13 protein-coding genes are annotated in these 23,387 nt (G+C 61.9%); 8 read left to right on the top strand and 5 right to left on the bottom strand.

Features of this window, described 5'->3' with window-relative positions; all coding sequences use genetic code 11:
- Positions 1 to 537 precede the first annotated feature (537 nt).
- Positions 538 to 4,626: a fibronectin type III domain-containing protein gene (locus I4W07_RS02585; protein ID WP_196025521.1), complete on the top strand. Its 4,089-nt coding sequence runs from the start codon at positions 538 to 540 to the stop codon at positions 4,624 to 4,626.
- 685 nt (positions 4,627 to 5,311) lie between these two features.
- Here the strand turns inward: I4W07_RS02585 and I4W07_RS02580 are convergent.
- Positions 5,312 to 7,612: an LTA synthase family protein gene (locus I4W07_RS02580; RefSeq protein ID WP_196025520.1), complete on the bottom strand. Its 2,301-nt coding sequence runs from the start codon at positions 7,610 to 7,612 to the stop codon at positions 5,312 to 5,314.
- A gap of 213 nt (positions 7,613 to 7,825) precedes the next feature.
- Here I4W07_RS02580 and I4W07_RS02575 point away from each other — a divergent pair, with 213 nt between their 5' ends.
- The 5 genes from I4W07_RS02575 (at position 7,826) to I4W07_RS02555 (ending at position 13,572) form a co-directional block, all read left to right on the top strand.
- Positions 7,826 to 8,674, top strand: a complete 849-nt coding sequence (locus I4W07_RS02575; RefSeq protein WP_196025519.1) for a nitroreductase family protein — start codon at positions 7,826 to 7,828, stop codon at positions 8,672 to 8,674.
- A 159-nt stretch (positions 8,675 to 8,833) separates the two neighbouring features.
- Positions 8,834 to 10,861, top strand: coding sequence for a KUP/HAK/KT family potassium transporter (locus I4W07_RS02570; protein ID WP_117840327.1), 2,028 nt, complete (start codon positions 8,834 to 8,836; stop codon positions 10,859 to 10,861).
- A 31-nt stretch (positions 10,862 to 10,892) separates the two neighbouring features.
- Positions 10,893 to 11,117 (top strand): hypothetical protein, encoded by a 225-nt coding sequence (locus I4W07_RS02565; RefSeq protein ID WP_196025518.1) that lies wholly within the window; start codon positions 10,893 to 10,895, stop codon positions 11,115 to 11,117.
- A 111-nt stretch (positions 11,118 to 11,228) separates the two neighbouring features.
- Positions 11,229 to 12,854, top strand: coding sequence for an ATP-binding protein (locus tag I4W07_RS02560; protein WP_196025517.1), 1,626 nt, complete (start codon positions 11,229 to 11,231; stop codon positions 12,852 to 12,854).
- A gap of 4 nt (positions 12,855 to 12,858) precedes the next feature.
- On the top strand, positions 12,859 to 13,572 hold the full coding sequence (locus I4W07_RS02555; RefSeq protein WP_117648427.1) for a response regulator: 714 nt from the start codon (positions 12,859 to 12,861) through the stop codon (positions 13,570 to 13,572).
- Positions 13,573 to 13,666: 94 nt separating this feature from the next.
- On the opposite strand, the gene rlmKL is transcribed toward I4W07_RS02555, so the two are convergent.
- The gene (gene rlmKL / locus I4W07_RS02550) at positions 13,667 to 16,234 is read right to left on the bottom strand and encodes a bifunctional 23S rRNA (guanine(2069)-N(7))-methyltransferase RlmK/23S rRNA (guanine(2445)-N(2))-methyltransferase RlmL (RefSeq protein ID WP_196025516.1); all 2,568 of its coding nucleotides are present in this window, start codon (positions 16,232 to 16,234) and stop codon (positions 13,667 to 13,669) included.
- Positions 16,235 to 16,309: 75 nt separating this feature from the next.
- On the opposite strand from rlmKL, the gene I4W07_RS02545 reads away from it, so the two are divergent.
- Both I4W07_RS02545 and I4W07_RS02540 read left to right on the top strand, forming a co-directional pair.
- Positions 16,310 to 17,137, top strand: a complete 828-nt coding sequence (locus I4W07_RS02545; RefSeq protein WP_196025515.1) for an HAD-IIB family hydrolase — start codon at positions 16,310 to 16,312, stop codon at positions 17,135 to 17,137.
- A 193-nt stretch (positions 17,138 to 17,330) separates the two neighbouring features.
- Positions 17,331 to 18,035, top strand: coding sequence for a transaldolase (locus I4W07_RS02540; RefSeq protein ID WP_196025514.1), 705 nt, complete (start codon positions 17,331 to 17,333; stop codon positions 18,033 to 18,035).
- Positions 18,036 to 18,416: 381 nt separating this feature from the next.
- Here the strand turns inward: I4W07_RS02540 and I4W07_RS02535 are convergent, their stop codons facing one another.
- The 3 genes from I4W07_RS02535 to I4W07_RS02525 form a co-directional block, all read right to left on the bottom strand.
- On the bottom strand, positions 18,417 to 20,564 hold the full coding sequence (locus tag I4W07_RS02535) for a Tex family protein (RefSeq protein ID WP_196025513.1): 2,148 nt from the start codon (positions 20,562 to 20,564) through the stop codon (positions 18,417 to 18,419).
- Between the two features lie 411 nt (positions 20,565 to 20,975).
- Complete coding sequence (locus I4W07_RS02530) at positions 20,976 to 22,016, bottom strand: Gfo/Idh/MocA family protein (protein WP_196025512.1); 1,041 nt, start codon at positions 22,014 to 22,016, stop codon at positions 20,976 to 20,978.
- 69 nt (positions 22,017 to 22,085) lie between these two features.
- Positions 22,086 to 23,342, bottom strand: coding sequence for an MFS transporter (locus tag I4W07_RS02525; RefSeq protein WP_117646283.1), 1,257 nt, complete (start codon positions 23,340 to 23,342; stop codon positions 22,086 to 22,088).
- Positions 23,343 to 23,387 lie beyond the last annotated feature (45 nt).

Genomic DNA, 23,387 nt, shown 5'->3' with positions numbered 1-23,387 from the left:
AAATGCGTCCCGGAATTTGCCTTTGGAATGGGACGTAGTTTCCCGTTGAGGTGCTTTGCGGAAAGTGCATCCCACTCTGGGCGGTCGAAGTGGGACACACTTTCCCAAAGGCGCTCCAACGGGAAATTGCGTCCCATTATTCGGTCAAGAAACGGGATGCATTTTCCCAATGAGAGCAAAACCGGAAAATGCATCCCACAATCAGCCCTCAAAGTGGGACGCCGTTTCCCAATGAGGCTCAAGCGGAAAATGCATCCCGGAATTTGCGCTCAAAGTGGGATGCGGTTTCCGGTTGAGGGTCTAAGGGGAAAATGCGTCCCAGAATCGACGCTTGAAATGGGATGCAGTTTCCCGATGAGGCACTCGACGGAAAATACATCCCAGAAATGGCCTTTGAGCTGGGATAAGATTTCCGCGGCATCTCGGATTCTCAAAAATGAGACACGCCGTTGGCGAAAATGAGACACGTGATATCGGGCATCGGATGTATCATTTGCAAAAATGAGTCCACTCCACTCGAATAAAGCGAGGTCCCTCATGTACGTTCCACACCCCCGTATCCGTAGGCTGTCGAAAATCCCGCTTGTTGGGACGGCGGCGCTTGCTGCGTTGATCGCCACGAGCGTCGCCTGCTTCACGGCCACGCCCCAGGTTGCCCAGGCGGCAGACGCGCCCGCAATCACCGATATGACCGAGCAGGATTATCAAGCCCTGGGTCTGGGCACGAGCGAGGACATTCCGGCCGATACCGTTGGCCCCTATTCCACTGATACCCCCACGACGTTTGCCACGCGCAGCGAGGTCTATATGGCAGCTAACGGTAGCCATGGCAATCGCTACACTCTGCGCGACAAGCTCGAGAACGTCGAGCGCGGTGACATTGGCGGCAGCAGCAAACTCACCGATGGCTATGGAAGTGTGTGGGGCGCCGCAAAGTTCTGGCAAAACGTCAACAACTTCGATACGAACAGCGATCTCTACAAGCATAGCGACTACGGTGGCGGCACCTGGTCGTACCTAAGCAACAATGAGTCCTCAACAGTACTCGCCAACGACAACAACGGTTTCTCGGGCATTCACGCCACGAGTGTTGAGTTCTGCAGCGACGCCAGCACGGGCAAAAAGAGCCGCGTTGCCGAGCTCCGTGCCTACGGCGACAGTTCCTCCACGACGATTGACGGCAAGTCATACGCCGGAAAGGTTGAGCTGGTCCTCTGCTCGTTTAGCAACGGGCGTACGCGCACTCTCGACACACACCTGCCGGTGACGGTCAACACTAATATGATGTACGAAGGCCGTTTTAAGTACCTGGATGCCGGTTACCTGCAAGAGCACGACGCCGTCTTTGATGTCGAGGCGGGCGATGTCTATGGCGACGGCGTCGACGAGCTTTTTGTCTACGCGGGCTGCTATGTCGACGAGAACGGCGTGCGCAAGGCTGTAGTCGACATGTATGACTTGGAGGGCGGCAACTGGAAGCAAAGCGTCGTCAAGATCGATGCCGGTAACGCCGCGGACTACACCACGCACAACAAGGGCGGGAACGACTCCTGGACGCAGCTTCAGTCAGCTCCTGTCGTTTCGCTAGCGGCCGGCGACCTCGATCGCGATTTTTGCGATGACCTCGCCATCGTGGTCTCGGCACCCTACGGCAAGAAGAATATTGATAAGTCGACGCATTGCGAGCTGTTTTCGTGGGATGCATCCAAGGGTGCGCTCGTCCATGTCGATGCTCTGGGCGACGCGGGCGCAATCTCCCTCTCCGCGAACGGCAAGACCATGGTCGCTGCGAATGCGACGTTCGGCACGTTTGCCGCCTACGATGAAGAAGGAAAGAAGACGGGTGAAACCGTCACGGGCCTTATTCTTGCGGGCTATGACTGGCAACGCAGCGCTTTTGATTACGGCGCTTCTGACGGCAGCAAGGGGCTGTACGGCGCGCTGTACCGCTACGCGTATTTTGACTCGGAGTCTGGCGAGTTCAAGCTTTCCGATTGTAAGGAATACAGAGACGGGCTCCTCGCCTCCTATGGGCTGATGCATGTGCCCAACAGCGTATGGAAGGATAGCGCTCAGGATAAGCGCTATCCGTGCACCTTGGCGCCTATTGCCCTTGCCACTGCCAACCTTGACGGCCTGTCCGAGCAGCTGGCGGTTGACGAGGTGCTCGTGGGCGGCGATGTGTTCCGCGACTTTGCCTGCAACACGGCACAGAGCGGGGCTCAGGGCTTGGGGTCCATGGTCGGAACCATGAGCATGAGCGGTCAGCAATACAACAGCAGCAACAAGCATGACCACAAGGGTATAGAGCAGGTGTGGATCAGCGACGTCAAGGCGGGCAGCGTCTCGGGTTCGGACCGCTATAACGAGAGCTTTATCGCCGTGGTGGGCAAGCACCGCGACGAGGACCTGCGCAAGAACGATGACTACTATTGGATGACCGCCTCGCATTTTTCGCTCGACGAGAACGGAAAGGTGCGCCGTGGCGAGGAGCAGGTGATTAGCGAGAGCAACCGTCGCGGCACTACCTACGGCACATTTATCTCGCTCGCGCTGCCCGATGTCGACAACGACAGCGTTAAGATCACGTACAAGGACCGCTACAAGGTCTATACCAACCCGCGCGTGCTTGCCGTGCTGCAGGATGCGCCCTATGTTGAGGATCTGGAGCGGGCATACGGCTATCTGGTGTTGGGCGGCACGTCATACGGAGAGGAAAAGGGCACGGGGACATCCCAGGGCTATACCATTGGCGCCGAGTTGGGCGTTGCCGTCGAGGTGCAGACCGGTCCGCCCCTGGTCGCGATGAATGCTTCAGTCGATTTTGCCGCCGAGGGATGCTATGACTACCGGAGCGAGCGCACGGTCAGCGCAAGCGTAAGCTATGAGTCGCATGCCGGCGAGGGTGACAAGGCCGTGCTCTACACGATTCCGATGGTCTATTACGAGTATGAGATCGAAAATGAGGAAACTGGTGGCAAGGGCGTGATGGCGGCGCCCGTGTCGCTCGGCGCGCAGACCTCGGTCGTTAATGTCGAGGCCTATGACCGCATTGCCAAACAGCACAATATGACGCCGCTCAGCTACTTTTTGACCAACCGGTCGGGAGAACCCGGAACCTATCAAACGACGCTCAACGGCGAGACTCCCGTTGGGGATTCCTTTGGCCTGGGCAAGCCTGGCGTAACGCGCGCCTACACGCACGATGGGTTTAACGGCGCCGCCGCGCAGTCGGGGGCGAGCATTGAGCAGACCATCGAAGTCGAGGAGGGCAAGGAGCAGGAGCTCGAGCTCGGCTTGACGCTGAACGGCAGCGTTGTCATGGGCGCGAAGCTCGCAAAGCACGAGTTGTTTGGCGGCCTGTGCTTTGGTGCCAACGCCGGCTTTACTACGGGTAACTCCTCGAGTGAATCGACCGAATACGGCGGCACCGTTGACAACCTGCCCGAGGCCGCGCAGGGCAAGTACGGTTTTGTGTGGCGTCTGGGCGTCAACGCGGTGGATGTCGACAAGTTCGAGGCAGACTCGGGCGACAAGCTCGGCACCAAGGACACCGACCAGTTCTGGATCGTGGGCTATGACGTTAAGGACGTCGAGATGCCCGACGCGCCGGCCGTGACGGGCTTTACGGCAAACGCCGTCGATTCGACCAGCGTTACGTTTAGCTGGGACGATGTACTCGCAAACAAGAGTGGCTTTAGCTACGGCGTGGGCATGCTGCAGAGCAATGCGGCGGATGCGGTCGTCAATAGCTGGAAGATTGCCGACAACACGCAGACCTCGCTCAAGTGGGATGGGCTGCAGCCCAATACGGAGTATCGATTCGCCATCGCCGCCGTTAAGAATGGATCCACGACCGAAACAGGTATTCGCTCGGCAATCATCACGGTCAAGACCATGCCCGATGGCATGACGATGACCGTGAGCGGACCTGCGGCGGATGCTGCGGAGGGGTCGGATCTTGGATACGACTCTTCGGTTGAGCGCGCGGCGGGAAGCCACCTGACGCTCTCGGCGATTGGCCATGTGAAGCAACTCGGTGCCGACGATAGCGAAACAGGGCTGGCACCGACCTATATGTGGTACCGCAAGGGCCGCGGCGAGACGGAGTTTAAGCTCGTGGGTGCCGATGGCAACCTCGCGGCTGGAACGGCCTCAAAGCTCGAGATTGACCTGACCGCAGACGATGACGGTGCGCAGTATTACTGCCACGTGGGATACAACGACGTGGGTCTCGACACCGGCACGACGCTCGTGAATATCGAGGCCGAGGAGACGGCGCCCACAACGGTGAACGCCACCCCGATCCGCACGCGCCGCCTGTTCTCACAGGCAAGTGCGTGCGCCAAGAAGTTCCTGGACCATACGCTGGTAAACACCGCCGGCCCAACCGATTCCGAAGGCTCAAAGGACCCCGAGACTCCTGAGACCCCGACGAACCCGGACAAGCCCAAGTCCGACAACGGAGCTAAGACCGACACCAAGGTCAAGACTACGACCACAGCGAAGAACCTCTCAAACACCGGCGACCAAACATTCGCCCTAGTCGCCACCGCAGCAGCAGCGGGGGCAACGCTCGTAGTGATAGCCCTCATCATGCTGATCAAGCGCCGCAAGACCCACTAGTAGCCAGTCGAACATATCGACAACCCAAAACCCGGGTAGCCAAAAAACAGGCCACCCGGGTTTTCTGTTGAGTGGAGACTCCGCAAGCGGAAACTGCATCCCACAATTAGCGCCCGGAACGGGACACATTTTCCGTCAAGCCCTCATCCGGAAAATCCATCCCAGTTTGAGCGCCCAGACCGGGACGCACTTTCCCAAAGGGTCCTCAACGGGAAACTGCGTCCCATAATTAGGCCGAGAAATGGGATGAACTTTCCCAATGAGAGCCAACCGGAAACCACGTCCCAGAATCAGCCCCCAAAGTGGGACGCACTTTCCCAACGAGCCTCAACCGGAAAATACATCCCGGAATCCAGCTGAATAGTGGGATGCGGTTTCCCAACGGGGCCACAAGTGGAAACCGCATCCCATTCCAGACACGGATTCCGGGACACACTTTCCGGATACAAAGAAGGCCACATGACGTGGCCTTCAACTTATATATGTTGCGGTTACCACCCCATGACAGGCCGCGCTTCAACAACAAGGCGTCTGTCCGGGCGGAGGCATATAAGGTTCATCGCGAGTTCCGCACGCAAAGGGGGCCACTTAATGTGGCCCCCGTCTTGCGCAGGACTGTCCGAGCAGGGAACCTTACATACCTCCGCCCGGACAGACGTTTCAGTTATGAACTCGCAGCTAGTCGCTACTTGATCTTGGTCGTGCCCGGTGCCAGGTTGGGGTCGGTCTCGTTGGCCTCGGTCTGGAAGTGCTCGGTGTACACGTTCTTGCCGTCGCGGAACATCTCGTAGTACTGCATCTTGGCGTAATCCTCGCGCGCCTTGGTTACGGCTGCGGCAGCGGCGTCGTCACCGGTGACGTTGGAGGAGAGTGCCCAGCGCAGGCTGGCGTCCTCGTAGCCCACGGAGTTGATGGCGGGCAGCGACTCGCGCAGCGTCATGTGCGCCTTCTGGTAGTCGGTCAGCGGGGCGCCGATCAGCTGCATAAGCTGGGTGGACAGGTAGTTGGTGGACAGGTCGTCGACCTCACTCGTCTGGTCGCAGCCGGCAACGTCGTAGTTGGCCCAGATGATGTAATCGGTCTGCCACAGACGCTCTTGATGCGTAGCGTCATCCTCGCCGGTAAACCACTTGTCATTGAACTTGGACGGGAAGAACGGCTGGTGGTCGCCCCAGAACACCACGACCACCTTGCGGTCGAGCTTGCTCAGGGCGTTGAGGAAGTAGCGAAGCGCCTGGTCGGACTGCTCGATGCACGAGACGTACTCGTCGACATCGGAGAGCGTGCCGTCCTCGACGGTCTTGGCGTCCAGGTCGGTCGTGTCGATGTTCAGGTGCATCTGCTTGTCGACCGGCAGCAGGCCCGTATCGTAGCCCGAGTGGTTCTGCATGGTCACGTCGAAGATAAACTGCGGATCGGCGTTCTGGTCGAGCAGCTCAAGAATCTTGTCGTAGGTAGCCTGGTCGGTCACCATGCCGCGCAGGGTATCGGCGCCCTGGAAATCGTTGATGGACAGGAACTGGTCAAAGCCAAAGTCCTTGTAGACGTTCTCGCGGTTCCAGTTGGTCGCGTGGTTGGGGTGCATAGCCGTGGTGGAATAGCCGAGCGATTTGAACTGCTCTGCCAGGTTCCCGGTCGTCTCCATGTTGTAGATGGTGTAGGGGTACACGCCCGAGCCCAGGTTGGCCATGGAGTTGCCGGTCATAAACTCAAACTCGGTATTGGCGGTGCCGCCGCCGTAGGCGCTCACGTAGAGCTTGCCGCGGCTGAGGCAGTTGGACAGGTTCTTAAAGTACTGCGGGCCTTCGTAGCCGGCGCGCATGTTCTGGTAGATCGAAAGATCCGAGAAGGTCTCGTTCATGATGGCGATGACCGTGGGCTTCTCGCTGTCGAACTGCTCCTTTGCGGCGGCGCGCTCGTCGCTCTTGGCCGCGTCGGACTTGTCGTAGGCCTTGGCGTACTTTTTGAGCGTGGCCTTGGCATCGTCGACGGAGTAGTCGGCGGGTTTGGGCGGCTTGATGGACTGCGCTGCGCTAATGAAAGCGGGCAGGTAGCCCTCGCGCCAGTAGCTCTCGAGCGGGCGCCAGGTGTAGACGGTGATGCCGAGGGTGTTGTAGTAGTCGATGAGCGTGACGTGTGCGGTCACACCGCCCAGGCACAGCACGGCGACGAGCAGGTTGGTGAGCAGCATGCGCTTGGCGTTGGCGGCGCCCTTCTGACGGTGCGGTGCCACCAGGCCGGCGTACTCGCATAGCAGCATGGCGATGGCGGTAAAGCCCATGGACAGCACGCAGAACAGTGAGATCGAGAAGGTGTAGCCGGTGCCGGCGACCGCGGCGGCGGTGGAGATGGCCGAAAGGTCGCCCGGCTGGATGGGCATGGATTTAAACGTGATGACGAAGAACTCGGCAATGCCCAGGACAAAGAGGGCAAAGGCCAGGACCGCGGGAGCTGCGCCGTGGCGCTGGAACAGGAAGAACAGGCCGACCATGAGCGTGGTGATGATGGCCCACTCGAGCAGGATGCACAGGGGGTAGACCCAGGTAAAGTCGTGGTTGGACGATACCTCCATGCCTAGCAGCGCAAAGACGCCGGCGAGCAACAGGCACAAGACGGCGGCGACAAGCGGTTTGCCCACAAAGGCTCCGCGCAGGCGGGCGAGCTTGCCGGTGGGGGCGGGGGCGTCGGGCCCGGCGAACGCAAAGACGCGCGGGGCGATGCGTCCGCGGGCGATGCTGGTCCAAGCGCAGCCGGTGAGGATGGCGTTGGTCAGGATGAGCATCACAAAGGCGAGCGGCTCGTTTTGGGCGACGAGGCCAATGGCGCCCCAAATGGTCAAAAAGACCTGGAAAAGACCGAAGGCGACGCTCCACCCAAGAGCGCTTTTGGCAACGGTGCCCGACTGAGCGCGAATGGCCTTGGCCTCGCGCAAGACAAGGTAGACGGTCGCCGCAAGACCGACGAGCGAGATGGCGGCAGCGAACATGCTGAGACTCCTCACAAACTAAAACGTACGAAAGCGGGGGTTTACCCGATTGTTACCTAAATATGCGCTGCATTTGCGGGTTGCGCACAACAACCAGCCATATTAACGCGCACGTGTGGCGGTGTGGCGCAATGTAGTGGCGACCTGCGCGATAATGGACGGGAATTACACGGAAACGTAAAGGCTTCTTAAAGAATTGGCGAGGATGAGGCGATGAACGAGCAGGTTTGCACCAAGGCTGTGGATACGTGTGGCTATCCGGTCGAGACGACGGGCAATGCGGTGCTGGACACGTTGGAGCACCGTTCCTCCACGCGTGCCTTCGCGCGTGATGGCGACGACCGCCCCGTGGCGGTGACCGACGAGCAGCGGACGGCGATTCTGCATGCGGCGAGTCGCGCGCCGTCGGCGGGCGCCATGATGATGTATTCCATCGTAAGCATTCGCGAGCAGGCTACGCTGGACCGCCTCGCCGACCTGTGCGATCACCAGCCCATGATCGCCAAGGCGCCCTGGGCACTAATATTTGTGGTCGATTATGCCAAGTGGATCGATCTGTTTGAGCACGTGGGCTGCTTTGAGCCCGAGTTTGTCGAGCGTACGGGCAAGGCGCCCCGCCGCGCGCCGGGTTTGGGCGACTTTGCCATCGCGGCCCAGGACGCCGTGATCGCTGCGCAAAACGCCGTGGTTGCCGCCGAGGCCCTGGGGCTGGGGAGCTGCTACATCGGCGATATCGTCGAGAATGCCGAGGAAGTTGCCGAGCTGCTGGACTTGCCGCCCTATACCATGCCGCTGTCGATGCTCATCATCGGCACGCCCCGTAAGGAGCGTCCGGCCATTGCGCATCCCGTGGTGAACCTGGTGCACGAGGAGCGCTACTGCCGCGCCGATGCCGCGACCATGGACGCGCAGGTGGCCGAGATGGACGCGATGTTCCGTCCGCATGCCCGCGAGGTGGGGGAGCGCGTCGTGGACATCTATACCCGTAAGCACACGAGTCCCTTTATGGCCGAGATGAGCCGCTCCATGGAGTGGTGGTTCAAAAATTGGCTTGGAAAATGACGAATGTGACAAAGGGAAAGTCCCTTTGTCACATTCCATATCGCCGAGGTGGCTTAAAGGCTGTATAAATGTTTATCTAGCTGGGAAAACAGTGCCATTCAAACATGGGCCGATTACCTATAATTCCTTCGAACATTAAAGTTGGGAGGAAACCGGCTTATGGAACAAAAGGCCAAGGAGGCAGCTTCGCACGCTGCGATTCCTGTGAGCATCTCGGCGATGCTCGTCACGCTGGGCGTGGTGTACGGCGATATCGGCACCAGCCCTATGTATGTAACCAAGGCGCTCGTTGCCGGCAACGGCGGCATCGGAAGCGTCACGGAGGAGTTCGTGCTCGGCGCGCTCTCCCTTGTCGTGTGGACGGTCACGCTGCTGACCACCATCAAGTATGTGCTCATCTCGCTGCGCGCCGATAACCATGGTGAGGGCGGCATCTTTGCCCTGTACAGCCTGGTCAAGCGCTGCGGCAAGTGGCTCATCATCCCCGCCATGCTGGGTGGCGCCGCGCTGCTCGCCGACGGCATCCTGACACCTGCCGTTACCGTTACCACGGCCATCGAGGGCCTGCGCACCATCCCGGCGGTCCATGCCGTGCTGGGCGATGACCAGGGTCGCGTCGTCGCCATTACGCTCGCCATCATCATCGTGCTCTTCTTGGTACAGCGCATTGGTACGGCCAAGATCGGTCACGCCTTTGGCCCCATCATGACGCTGTGGTTCCTGTTCCTGGGCGGCACGGGTCTGTTCTTCGTCTTCCAGCACCCCGCCGTGCTGCTGTGCCTCAACCCGGTGCGCGGCATCGCCTTTTTGCTGAGCCCCAACAACCACGCGGGCATCATGATTCTGGGCAGCTGCTTCCTCGCCACCACCGGTGCCGAGGCGCTCTACTCCGACATGGGCCACGTCGGCCGCGGCAACATCTACGCTACCTGGCCGTTCGTTAAGTGCTGCCTGCTGCTTTCCTATATGGGCCAGGGCGCTTGGCTTATGAACAACGCTGCCAACCCCGAGCTCATGGGCATTGCCGACCTCAACCCGTTCTACCAGATGCTCGCCCCGGGCCTGCGCCCGTTTGCCGTCGGCCTTTCCACCGTCGCGGCCATCATTGCCTCGCAGGCGCTCATCACCGGCGCATTTTCGTTGGTGTCCGAGGCCAGCCGTCTGGACCTCATGCCGCACATGCAGGTCTTCTACCCTGCCGAGACCAAGGGCCAGCTCTACATCCCCATGGTCAACAACGTCATGCTTGTCGGCTGCGTCATCGTGGTGCTGCTGTTCCAGAACTCGGCGCATATGGAAGCCGCGTACGGCCTTGCCATTACGCTGACTATGATGTGCACCACGCTGCTGCTCTTCTTCTACCTGCACGAGGAGCGCAAGCTCAAGGTTGCTCCGTGGATCTTCGCGGCCTTCTTCCTTTTGCTCGAAGGCTTCTTCTTCGTGAGCTCGCTCACCAAGTTCTTCCACGGCGGCTACTTCACCATCCTCATGGCTGCACTCATCATGGGCATCATGGTGTGCTGGTACAACGGTACGGCTGTTGAGCAGCGCCAGTTTACGCTGCTGCCGCTGCGCAGCTACCTGCCGCAGCTCAAGCGCCTGCGCGATGACGATCGCTACGAGCGCCTGAGCGACAACATCGTGTACCTGACCAAGGACACCCATACCGATTACATCGACCGTGATATCGTCTACTCGATCTTGGACAAGCATCCCAAGCGCGCCCGCGCCTGGTGGTTTGTGAATGTCGAGACCATGGACGAACCGCACACCTTTGCCTATTCGGTCGAGACGTTCGGCACCGACTACGTGTTCCGCGTGCACCTGTACCTGGGCTACAAGATCAACCAGCGCGTCAATGCCTACCTGCGTCAGGTCGTTCAGGACCTGGCCGCCACCGGCGAGCTGCCGGCGCAGACGCATGACTACTCGGTCTACAAGGATCCGGGCAACATCGGTACGTTCAAGTTCGTCCTGATTCGTAAGCTTCTGGCGCCCGAAAGCGATGTGGAGCCGAGCGAACGTACGGCCATCACGCTCAAGTACATCATCCGCCGCGCCGCCGGCACGCCTGCGCGTTGGTACGGCCTGGAGAACTCCAACGTGAGCTTTGAGTACGTGCCGCTGTTCACCAAGTTCAAGGCCGTGAACAAGATGCAGCGCCTGGCCCCCAACGAGCGGCCGTAGTCACCGACAGGCTGCATGGAGTTGGTTTTCGATGGACAAGATTGAGGCCGGGGAGGTAAACATGGATACAAAGGCGCTCGATGGCCGTGAGGCGGTGGTCGAAATGGTGCGTGAGGCGCGCGTCGACGCCGCCGAAGATCGGTTCTTTACGAATCGCGCCAACATGGACATGGCCGACCGCGTGATCTCGATCGTGGTTACGCTGCTTGTCGCGGCGTGCGTTTGCGCGCTGCTCGCGCACGTGTTGTTTGTCTAGCGACCGCCGGTTGCAAAGGCTATACACTTGGAACCACCACAAGGGAAACCACCACAAAGGTGCCTGTCCCTTTGTGGTGGTTTTTGTTTTTGAGAGAGGGGCGGGGCGCTGATGGACGTCCGTACGGACGGCGATATTGCCGATAGCTTTTGGTGGCGGCGCACAACGCTGACGCGCCGCACTCCTCTGTATGACGCCTGCGTATCGGTGGGGCTGCTGGTCGCGGCGACGATTGTGGGCGCGCTGCTCGACCATCCGGGTCTCGCGCCGAGCATCATGATCGTCTATGTGTTCGCCGTTCAGCTGTGCGCATTCTTTACCTGGAGTCGCCTGTATTGCTTGCTGAGCTCGGCTGCCGCCGTGGCGCTCTACAACTTCTTGTTTGTCGACCCGCGCTACTCGCTGTCGCTTATCGACCGCGGCTATCCCGGCATGTTCTTCATCATGTTCGTGGTCTCGCTTGTATCGAGCTCGATTGCGTTGGCCCTGCGCCGTGCCTTGGCACAGGCTGCCGCCAGCGACCGTCGCACGCATATGGTGCTCGAGACCAACCGCATGCTACAGCGGTGCGCCGACGAGCAGCAGATCGTTCACGCCATGGCAACGCAGCTGGCGCGTCTTTCGGGCTGTCCGGTCGTGTGGTACAGCGCCGACGCCGAGGGCGATGACCTGCTGCCGCGTGCGACATACACGGCCGTGGGCGATGCCGCACCGGTGCACGAACTGGCGCCGCAGATGCCGCCGCGGCTCTCGGCATCCGCCTATGTGGGAACGCCGCTCGACGCCACGTTTGGCGGCTCGGCGTTTTATGGCATCTACCTGACGGTTCGCACAGGCGACGGCTTCGCGCGCTCGGGCGACCCCGCCTCGGTGGTGGGCGTGCTGGCTATCGTTGCCGAGCCCGACGTGCTGACGCACGAGGAGCGGACACTTGCCGATGCTATCGTGAGCGAAGGCGAGCTGGCGCTCGATCGCGCCCGCGCCATGGAGGCCCGCGAGGAGGCGGCGGTGCTTGCCAAAAATGAGCAGCTGCGCGCCAACCTGCTGCGCTCCATCTCGCACGACCTGCGCACGCCGCTCACCAGTATTTCGGGTAATGCCGATGTGCTGCTCGACCAGGGCTCGACCGGCACCGCCGTGCTCGACGCCCAAACGCGCCGCGGCCTGCTCTTGTCCATTCGCTCGGATGCGCAATGGCTCAACGCCACCGTCGAGAACCTGCTCGCCATCACCAAGCTCGAGGGCGGCGGTATGCGCCTGTCGACCACGCTCGAGCTCATGGACGATATCGTGGAGGAGGCGCTGCGCCACGTGAACCCTGCCGTGCGCGAGCACGACCTTAAGGTGGTGGCGTGCGATGAGCCGGCGCTCGTCAACGTCGATGCGCGCCTGATGGTGCAGCTGGTGGTCAATCTGGTGAACAACGCCATCACCTATACGCCCGCAGGCTCGCATATCATGATTTCGATTAGCGTCGACGATGGACGCGTGGCGTGCTCGGTGGCCGATGACGGCCCGGGCATTGCGCCCGAGGACCGCGAGCGAATCTTTGAGTCGTTCTACACCGCCAACCACGGTCTTGCCGACAGCCATCGCAGCGTGGGCCTGGGTCTTTCGCTCTGCCGCTCCATTGCGCTGGCGCATGGCGGTAGCATAGAGGTTGCCGCGGCGGACCCGCACGGCTCGGTCTTTACGATTGAGCTTCCCGTCGCCGACGTTTCGTTTGATAAGGAGTAGCGCTGTGCCGAACTCTGCCGTAAAACCGCTCATCTTGGTCGTTGAGGACGATCCCGCCGTCCGCAACCTTATTGTTGCCGCGCTCGAGGCGCACGGCTTGCGTCATATGGCCGTGGAGACCGCCCATGCCGCCATCGCCGCCGCCTCATCGCAGGCACCGAGCATCGTGCTGCTCGATCTGGGCCTGCCCGATATGGACGGCGTCAAGGTGGTGGAGTCGGTGCGCGCATGGTCGGGCATGCCGATCATCGTGGTCTCGGCGCGCAGCGAGGACGCGGACAAGATTCGCGCGCTCGATGCCGGCGCCGATGACTACCTGACCAAGCCGTTTTCGGTCGAGGAACTGCTTGCACGCATTCGCACGACGCTCAGGCGCCTTTCGTATGCGCAAACGGGTGGTGTTGCCTCCGAGGGCTCGTTCGATACCGGTGAGCTGCATATCGACTTTGATGCCGGCATTGCCACGATGGATGGCGAGGAGCTGCATCTGACGCCGATTGAGTACAAGCTCTTGTGCCTGCTGGCACATAACGCCGACAAGGTACTAACGCACCAGTTTATCCTGCACGAGATTTGGGGTACGGCAACTAAGAGCGACCTGGCGAGCCTGCGCGTCTTTATGGGCACGCTGCGCAAGAAGATCGAGTCCGACCCCGCGCACCCGCGCTATATCCAAACACACGTGGGCATCGGTTACCGCCTGGTCACCCAAGGGTAGGACGGCGTCCGCCATCCCACTATGAGTTGCGGTGAAATACGGTCTATATTTGCCTAATTCCAGGTAAAACAGTCCGTATTCCACCGCAACTTTGTTATTTGCCCTTGGGCTTGCTGGCGTAGAACTTCTTCTTTTTGGACTTGCCGGCAGGGGAGGGTTTGCCGGCAAAGTTTGATTTGCCGTTGCCGGCCTGCGTGGGCGCGGGCGCTGCTGCACGAGGCTTGCGCGCCTCGGGGTTGCGCAGCTCCTCGGTTCGCTCGGCAATCTCCTCGGCGCTAAAGCCGACCTCGGCCATGGCGTCCTCGATGGGCAGGCGGCGCACGATATAGCAGTGGTGCACCTTCTGGTTGCGCGCGAAGTCCTCGGGGATGGTCTGTGCCGTAATGTCCTCCAGCACGACACCCGCGCGCGCGAGCTTGCGCGTCTCGGGGCGGAAGCCGCGCAGGTTGCAGCTAAAGATGGCGTGGCCGCCCTGTGCGAGCAGGCGCGATACGCCGGCCAAAAGCTCAACATGGTCGCGCTGGACATCCCAGGTGCGGCGGCCCATCTTGGACGAGTTCGAAAACGTGGGCGGGTCGACAAAGATCAGGTCCCAGCGGTTGCGCGTCTGGCGCTGGTCGCGAATCCAGGCGAGCACGTCGTCGCGCACAAAATGATGCTGCGGACCAACAAAGCCGTTCTGGCGCATATTGCGCTCGGCCCAGTCCAGGTAGGTGTTGGAAAGGTCGACCGTCACGGTCTCCTCGACGCCGCCATCGGCCGCGTAGCAGGTGGCAGTGGCAGTGTAGGCAAACAGGTTGAGGAAGCGGCGCGCCTGCTTGGCGTGCTCGCGCACTAGGTTGCGGGTGACGCGGTGATCCAGGAAGATGCCCACATCCAGATAGTCGTCAAAGTTGACGGCAAAGGTAAGGCCGCCCTCTTCGATGAGTGGCAGACGACGGCGTGCGATATTGGCGCGCTCGCCCGAGCCGCCCTTGCCGGCGCCCTGCTTACCGTACTGCGAGCCGCCGCGCGAACGCATGCGGGCCTTGGCGTGCACATGCTCGGCCGGAACATCAAGGATGCGCGGCGCGATGGCCAGAATGTCGAGCATGCGGGCCTGGGCTAGCGCGGGGTCGATGGTCTTGGGCGCGGCGTATTCGGCGATGACGAGCCAGCGGCCCGGCGTCTGCGGGCAACCCTCGTACAGGTCGATGGCGGCGGAGTAGTCGGGCAGGTCGGCATCGTAGACGCGGTAGCAGCTTACGCCCTCGCGCTTGGCCCACTTGCGGCGCAGGCGCGCGTTCTTGCGCAGGCGGTTGGCGAACTGCTCGGACCCGGGGATGAGCACGGGCAGCGGCTTGCCGCCGCCCAGGTCGAGCGTGGCGGCAGGTTCGGGCATGGCGGGGGCGGCGCCTTCGTCGTTGGCTTCGTTGGCATCCGCAATCTCGGCCTCGGTATCCGCGCTGGTCGCAGCCTCAAACGCTGCAGCGGCGTGGTCGAGTGAGGGCCAAACCTCAAGAGCCGCCTCCTCGTTATTGGGCATGACGGCGATCGAGCGCTCGGGCTCGGCGTGGAGCGCGCGGGCCAGCAAGCCGTCGCGGGTGAGAGCGGCGACCGGCGCCGAAGCGAGCTCGGGGGCGCGGCGCAGCTCGCCGATGAGCGTCATGGCATCGTGCATGAGCGAAAGCGGGGTCTCGGTCGTGTCCGCGACCAGGGCGGCACCGGCGACGGCGCCCGCATGGTCCAGCACGGTGGCGGGCTTGGCGGCACAAAAGTCGACAAAACGCTTGTAGCCGGCGCACTTGACCATGCGCTCGGCAGTCTTGCGGGCGGCGGGGTCGATGTCTACGGCCACGATGCGCGCCTGGCGCTCGCGCGCTGCCGCCTCGCGCTCGCGCGCCTCGGCAAGCAGCTGCTCCCACAGGACAGCGTCGTGCAGCTGCCAGCCCTCAAAGCCCCAGCGCTCGCGTGCGGCGCCCGGGGCGCGGTCGGTCAGAATGTTCACGGCCTCCAGCAGCAGACCGCCGCCGGCGCACGAGGCATCGATCAGCGTGGGAAGGGCTTCGTTTTCGTAATCGTCGGCCGTCAGCTCGCGCTCGCATAGTGCGGTCCAGCCGACCTGCGCCAGCACCAGGGCGGCGTAGTCGGGGCGCAACACGTGTGCGCCCTCGCCGGCACGAGTCGCAGCGGGCGGCAGACGCTTGAACAGCGGGTCGCCCGAAAGGTCCAGGCTGATGCTCGCGCGGCGCTGACGCAGCGAAAGCAACAGGTGAACATCGGGGTCGGCAGCATCGACGTCGGCGCGACGGCCCGTGGTCTCGGCCAGACGGTCGCACAGCGCGTCTTTGGCGCGCAGGGCCGAGAAGCGTGTGTTGCGCAGCTGCTCGGTCACGCCGCGGGCGGTGATGGCGATGGTGGCGCCGGGGCGGATGATGGTCTCCCAGGCGATGTCGTAAACGCTATCGTACAGTTCATCGGCATCCTGCGCCTCAAAGCGCCCGAGTACCACGAACACACGGCTCGCCAGGCGCGACCACAGACAGGCGCGGTAGCCTTCTTCGAGCTCGCCCTCAAATGTAGCGCGGCCCTTCAGCCGGCGAACATGCGAAAGCCCGAGGCGTTTAAGCTCATCGGCGAGTGCGGACTCAAAGCCCTCGGGGCAGCTTGCGTAAAATTCCATGGGTGACCTCTCTGGTTGCGTCGCTCCATTATATGATGGATACTTCGTTTACTCTCGCCCCCGAAAGGAACCCATATGATTGATGCGTGCCCCGATTCCGCCGTGCTCTTTTTTGACGTGGACGGCACGCTGACGTCGTTCGATCCCGACAACATGACCGACAAGGACTTTTCGGCGGTTCACCCCTCGCAGGCGGTCGTCGAGGCGTTTCATCGTCTGCGCGACGCGGGACACCATGCATTTATCTGCACGGGTCGTCCCTTGTGGCTGATTGCCGATGGCCTGCGCGCGCTGAACCCGGCGGGTGTCGTTGCCATGGCGGGAGCGACGCTCGAGGTCGAGGGCCGCGTGGTGCATGAGGACTGCTTTGACGAGGACGTTATTGAGGAGCTTGCGCGCCGTATGGCCGCGGCAGGGATTGAGGCCTTTTTCGAGACCAACGTGGCTACTTTTGCCCTGGAACCCGCGGGTGTTGAGCAGTCGTCTCTGATCGGCACTTCTGTGGTGCACAGCACCGAGGAAATGCGCGTCGACGGCAGTCTGCGCGTGGGCAAGGTATGCCTCAGTGTGCCCAGTTTGGCTCGCGTGGCCAACGATGACGGCTTTATCGATCGCGAGTTTGAGCTGTGCAACACCGGTGGCCAGAATCGCGAGCTGAGCCCCAAGGGCATTGACAAGGGCGTGGGCGTGGCGCGAGCGCTGGAATACCTGGGTCGCACCGGCAACGCGCGCACCTTTGGCTTTGGCGATTCCGGCAACGATCTGGGTATGCTCGCCGCTGTCGAGACGGCCGTGGCCATGGGCAACGCTATGCCCGAGGTCAAGGCGCTCGCCGACTACGTGACTGATGATGTCGCACGCGACGGCACCGTCACAGCGATGCAGCATTTCGGCCTCATCTAATGAATCCCACGTTCTGACGTTTGCTCAAACTGCGACTCTTTGCTTTTGCATGCTCAATCGATTTATCAATCCAAACACTGAGGTGTTTATACCGTTCGCCGAGAAGATAAAAAACCGCAGCTCACGCCTTGATAAACGTAGGTAAAGTGTTTAGCAGTTTAACGCCCATGTGCAAGCGAAAGGAATCAGGCAGATGGCAATCAAGGTGTTCGCTGACGGTGCAAACCTCGAGGGCATGCTCGACATGTACGAGAACGGCAACGTTCAGGGTTTCACGACCAACCCGTCCCTTATGAAGAAGGGCGGCGTGACGGATTACCGCGCGTTTGCCAAGGAGGTCCTGGCCCACATCACCGATGTGTCCGTCTCGTTTGAGGTCTTTGCCGACGACGTCGAGACCATGGAGGTCGAGGCGCGCGAGATCGCTACCTGGGCCGAGAACGTCTACGTCAAGATTCCGTGCGTGACCACCAAGGGCGAGTCCACCGCCGAGCTGGTGCGCAAGCTTTCGGCCGACGGCATCAAGGTCAACGTCACCACCATCTTTACGCCTACGCAGGTTGATGAGATGGTCGAGGCCGTCGACGCCGAGACGCCGTCCATCATCTCGCTCTTTGCCGGCCGCATCGCCGATACCGGCGTCGACCCCATTCCGTTTATGACGGAGTCGGTCAAGAAGGCCGCCGCAAAGCCCAACTGCGAGGTCCTGTGGGCGTCCACGCGCGAGCTCATCAACATTTACCAGGCCGAGGCCTGCGGTTGCCAGATCATTACGGTGCCCAACAGCATCCTGGCCAAGCGCAAGAACATTGGTCGCGACCCGTACGAGGTCTCGCTCGATACCGTGCGCGGTTTTGCCAAGGATATCGCGGCGCTCGGTTTCCATATCCTGCCGTAGCGCGAACACCGACTGTACCGTGGGCTGTTCGCCCCGGCCTTTCCTTTCCCTATCGCTCACGCGCTCCGCGAGGGTCGCGCTAGGCAAAGGAAAGGCCGGGGCTGCCGGCACGAGCTTGCCAGCAAGTTGGCGATTGGCTTCCATATCCTGCCGTGGGCAAAGGTACCCCCGCCTGCGCCGTGCAAAATTGAGAGTATTCAGCAAGGTAAAGGTCTTTATCAGTTAACCGAAGCATGGAACGGCCCCCGTTTTGGCTCTGACGACGCTAAAACGGGGGCTGTTTTTTGCTTTTTCGTCTCTGAGGGGCATCCGGAACGGTGGAATTTGCAGAATACTCGCGATTTTGCACATCGCTACAGGGGGTACCTTTGCTTTGGCGGTTTACTTGCCCTGCACCATGGCGAGCGAGATCTTCTTGCGGTCGCGATCGACCTTTTCGACCCACACCTTGACCGTGTCACCGACGCGCACGACGTCGCTGGGGTGCTTGACAAAGCGGTTGGCCAGCTTAGAGATATGTACGAGGCCGTCCTGGTGCACTCCCACGTCGACGAAGGCGCCAAAGTCCACAACGTTGCGCACCGTGCCCTTGAGTTCCATGCCGGGTTCCAGGTCGTCGATGGAAAGCGCTGAGCGGCTAAAGACCACCTCGGGCGCATCGTCGCGCGGGTCGCGACCGGGCTTCTTGAGCTCGTTGACAATGTCGATGAGCGTGAGGGTGCCGCAGTCCAGGTCGCTTGCCAGCGCCGAGATGCTGCCCAGGCGGCGCTCGATGTCGGGCACGCCGCCGCGGCTGAGCTCGCTGGCCCCAACGCCGGCGCGCTTCAGGACGGACGTGGCCACCTCGTAGCTCTCGGGGTGGACGCTTGTCGCGTCGAGTGGGTTCTTGCCGCCGCTAATGCGCAAAAAGCCCGCGGCGTTGAGATATGCCTTGGGTCCCAGCTTGGGGACCTTCTTAAGCTGGCGGCGATCGGTAAAGGCGCCGTTTTCCTCGCGGTAGGCCACGATGTTTTTGGCCACGCTCGGCGTGATGCCCGATACGTATCCCAGCAGGCTCGCGCTCGCGGTATTCACGTCGACGCCCACGCGGTTGACGACGTCCTCCACCACATGGCCCAGGGTGTGCGAAAGCTCGACCTGGTCAAGGTCGTGCTGGTACTGGCCAACGCCGATGGACTGGGGCGGGATCTTGACGAGCTCTGCCAGCGGGTCCTGTAGACGGCGGCCCAGGCTCATGGCGCCACGCACGGTGACGTCCAGATCGGGATACTCCTGGCTGGCGAGCTCGGAGGCGGAGTACACCGATGCGCCGGCCTCGTTGACGATGGTGTATCGCAGCTCAGGCGCCTGCTCGGCGATGAACTCCGAGACGACTTCCTCGGTCTCGCGGCTGGCGGTGCCGTTGCCGATGACGATGGTGTTGACGCTGTCCTTTTTGACGAGGCGGGCGAGCTCGCGCTTGGTGCCGGCGACGTCGTGGCGCGGCTTGGTGGGATAGACCACGCCGTGGTCGAGCAGCTTGCCGGTCTCGTCCATGACGGCGACCTTGCAGCCGGTGCGGTAGCCCGGATCGAGCGCGAGCACGCGGGCGCCGCGCACGGGGCGTGCCGAGAGCAGGCCCTCGAGATTCTTGGCAAAGACATTGATGGCCTCGGTCTGCGCACGGACGGTGAGTTTGGCGCGGGCCTCGCGCTCCAGCGAGGGGGCCATGAGGCGCTTGTAGCCGTCGGCGATGGCGGCGTCAAAGACGGGCGCGAAGACGCCCTGGCGTCGGGGCCAACGGCTGCCGAGGCGTGCCGTGGCGGCGGCGCCGTCGACGTTCACGCGCACGCGGAGCTTGCCCTCGCGCTCACCGCGGTCGATAGCCAGCACGCGGTGGTTGGGTATACGGCGCAGCGGCTCATCATAGCTGTAGTACGGCTCGTAGGGGGTCTTCTCGGTGGGGTCGGTGGCCTCGACGACGATGTCTGCGGTGTTTTGCGTAAAGGCACGCAGGTCGGCGACGTTCTCGGGGTCCTCGGCCACCGTCTCGGCCACGATGTCCGCCGCGCCGGCGAGCGCCTTCTCGGGCGTGTCGAAGCCGGCTTCCTCGTTGACGTATGCCGCGGCGGCGTCGAGCGCGCTGCCCTTGGCCGAGGCCTGCATGATGACCATGTTGGCAAGTGGCTCCAGGCCTGCCTCGCGGGCCTTCTGTGCGCGGGTCATGCGCTTTTTGCGGTAGGGCTTGTAGAGGTCCTCGACACGCTGGAGCTGCGTGGCCTCGCGAATTTGCTGTTCGAGCTCGGGCGTAAGTTTGCCCTGGGCGTCGATGAGCAGAATGACGTCCTCTTTGCGCTGTTCAAGATTGCGCAGGTAGGACAGGCGCTCGTCGAGTGCGCGCAGGGCGACGTCGTCCATTCCGCCTGTGGCTTCCTTGCGGTAGCGCGAGATAAAGGGGATGGTGTTGCCCTCGTCGATGAGCTTGACGGCTGCCTCGATGTTGGCGGCCTTAAGGTTGAGCTCGTGGGCGAGCTGGGCGATAAGATCCATGGGACTCCTTGCGTTTAAGGTGCGTTTGCAGCACAGGGCTACCAAGGATACCACCCGTTTCAAAAGACTGTTTTGGGCCCGCGCCACGAAAACGACCTATCTACTACGTTTGAACCGTATGGGTCGACCATCCCCCGGTTTTCCGAGAATGCGCAAGCCGTCTACCTGCGCTTTTGATTTTAGGAAATTCGGCATGGTTGAGGGCGGTCGGTTAAACGTAGTAGATAGGCCCATTTCGTGGCGAACGAATCAAGCCGAGGTGCAAAATAGCCCCCGCCCCAGAAAAATCGTCGGCAAGGTAGCAAAATGCCCCGCGGGCAGGAGGCTGCTCGCGGGGCAAAGAAGAGGGGCTTGTTGGTGACGGACCGAAGGGTTCGGCATGGGGTTTCTGCCGCGGTCGCTCTTAAGGCATTACAGCTCGACGAGCTGGCCGGTCTCGGCGGCCTCCTTGATAGCGTTAAGCAGCGTGAGCGTCTTGACGTTATCGGCGGGGGTCACGACGGGCTCGACCTCGCGGCGGACGACCTTCACAAAGTGCTTGAGCTGCATCTTGTGCGGCAGCGCCGGGTCCACGGCCGGAATCTCCATCTGCAGCGGCTTGTGCCAGTTGGAGGCGCCGTCGTAGGAGAACTGGTGCAGGCGGGGCAGCGACAAGGCGCCCTTGGTGCCGCCGATAAAGTAGGCGTCGGCGTCGAAGGGGCGGTACTGCGGATCCTCGCGAGCGGTTGCCTCCCAGTTCCAGGGGCTGGCGGTGGCGTCGGAGATGGTCATGCTTGCGAGCGCGCCATCGGCAAAACGGACGTTGACCACGGCGGAGTCCTCGGTCTCAAAACCGCGGGCGGCGCTGGACTGCATACCCTGGACGGCAACAGGCTCGCCCAGCAGATAGCGGAGCAGGTCGACGTCGTGAACCAGGTTGACCAGGATCGGGCCGGCACCCTTCTTGCGGCGCCACTCGACATCGAAATACTCGTCATTCTTATAGATCATGTAGTGGAAGCTCGACACGGTGAGCTTGCCCAGCTCGCCGGACTCGATGATCTCCTTGGCCTTGTTGACGAAGGGGTTGTGGCGACGGTGCTGACCTACGAGCACGGGCACGCCGGCGGTCTCGGCCTCGGCGGCGAAGGCCTGGGCATCCTCGAGATCGTTGGAGATCGGCTTTTCGATCAACGGCACGATATTGCGCTTCACAGCCTCGCGGGCAACGCCCAGGTGCAAGTCGTTGGGGGTGGCGATAATGACGGCCTCGGGTTTGACCTCGTCCATCATCTGGGCGGGATCGGTGTAAAACGGCACGCCGGCGGCCTCGGCCGTGGCGCGAGCGCCCTCAAAGGCGTCGGCGATGGCGACGAGTTCGGCCTCGGGTTCCTCGGTGACAAAGCGGATGTGGTTGCGGCCCATGGCGCCGGCGCCGATAACGGCAATGCGGACGGGGTTGAGCTCAGACATTTCGACTCCTTAATACTGGTGACCGGTGGGATGCGACAAAGGGGCTGTCCCTTTGTCGCATCGGTAAAACTAGGCGGACTTCTTCTTGCTGTCGGAGACCATCATGTAGACGGTGAGCACGACGGCGATGGCGGCGATCACAATGGCGCCGTAGAAGGACTGCTGGTAGGCGGCGCTGCCGGCCTCGGCGTGATACAACACGGCGGTGATGGGCTGGCTGATCCAGGTGGAAGCGGCATAACCCAAAAACATGATGCCGTAGTTGACGCCGATGTTGCTGGTGCCAAAGGCGCCACCGGTGAGCGGCGGGTAGATGACGAGCAGAGCGCCAAAGCTAAAGCCGAGCAGGGCGAGCGCCACAAAGAACATGCTCTGCGTAAAGCTCATCGACATGATGACGAGTGCGACGATGGTGACGACAAGGCTGATGAGCAGCGACTTATAGGCGCCGAGCTTGTCGATGATCTGGCCAAAGGACAGACGGCCGACCAGGTTGGCGCAGGTGTTGACGGAGACGACCACGCCGCCGAGGGCGACGGCCGCGGCGCTCGTGGGGTCGGCGAAGAGCTGGACGGCGGCGATGGAGGCAACCTTGCCCACGAGCAGGGTGCCCGCGGTGGCGGCAAAGGCGAAGGTGACGATGAGGACCCAGAAGCGCGGGGTCTTGACCATCTCGCCCGGGGTGAGGTCGCCGAAGGTGCCGGCATGTGCGCCACCCTTGGGGGCCTCGAAGCCCTCGGGCAGCCAGCCGGCCTCGGGGGCCTTCAGGAACAGGGCGGAGGCGGCGATTGTCACAAAGAAAATGACGCCGAGCGCCTTAAGGGCGCCAAAGATGCCCAGGCTCGGGATGAGCAGCGAGGCGAGCACCGGGGACAGCACGGCGGGGCCGGCGGTCGAAGCGGCCAGGGTGATGCCGGAGGCGAGACCCTTCTTGTCGATGAACCACTTTTGGCCGGTGGTGAGCGCCGGGTTGTAGCCCAGGCCGTTGCCGATGGCGGCGACGAGCGAGAACCACAGGTAGAACTGCCACGGCTCGGTGACGGTACCGGACATGAACCAGCCCAGGCCGTAGCACACGGCGGCGGCGATCACGACGTTGCGCGGGCCGATCTTATCGGAGATGCGGCCGGCGAAGATGCCCGTCACGGCCATGATGGTCTGAAAGACCGGGAAGGCCCAGGTAAGAGCGCTGGACCACTCGGGGTAGACGGCGAGCAGGTTCTTGCTCACGACGGAATACAGCGCGATGGAGCTGATGAAGAACATGGTGACGCACGCGGCGGAAAGCACGACGGCGCGACCCTTGTTGGAGTTGGTGGAAGCCATTGGACTCTTTCTAATCGATACGGGGGAGGAACAGGCATGTCTGCG

The sequence above is a fragment of the Collinsella aerofaciens genome (assembly GCF_015670745.1).
Lineage (GTDB): Bacteria > Actinomycetota > Coriobacteriia > Coriobacteriales > Coriobacteriaceae > Collinsella > Collinsella aerofaciens_T.
Note: the sequence above shows the minus strand (reverse complement) of the source record. Positions and strands in the feature narration are given on the sequence as shown.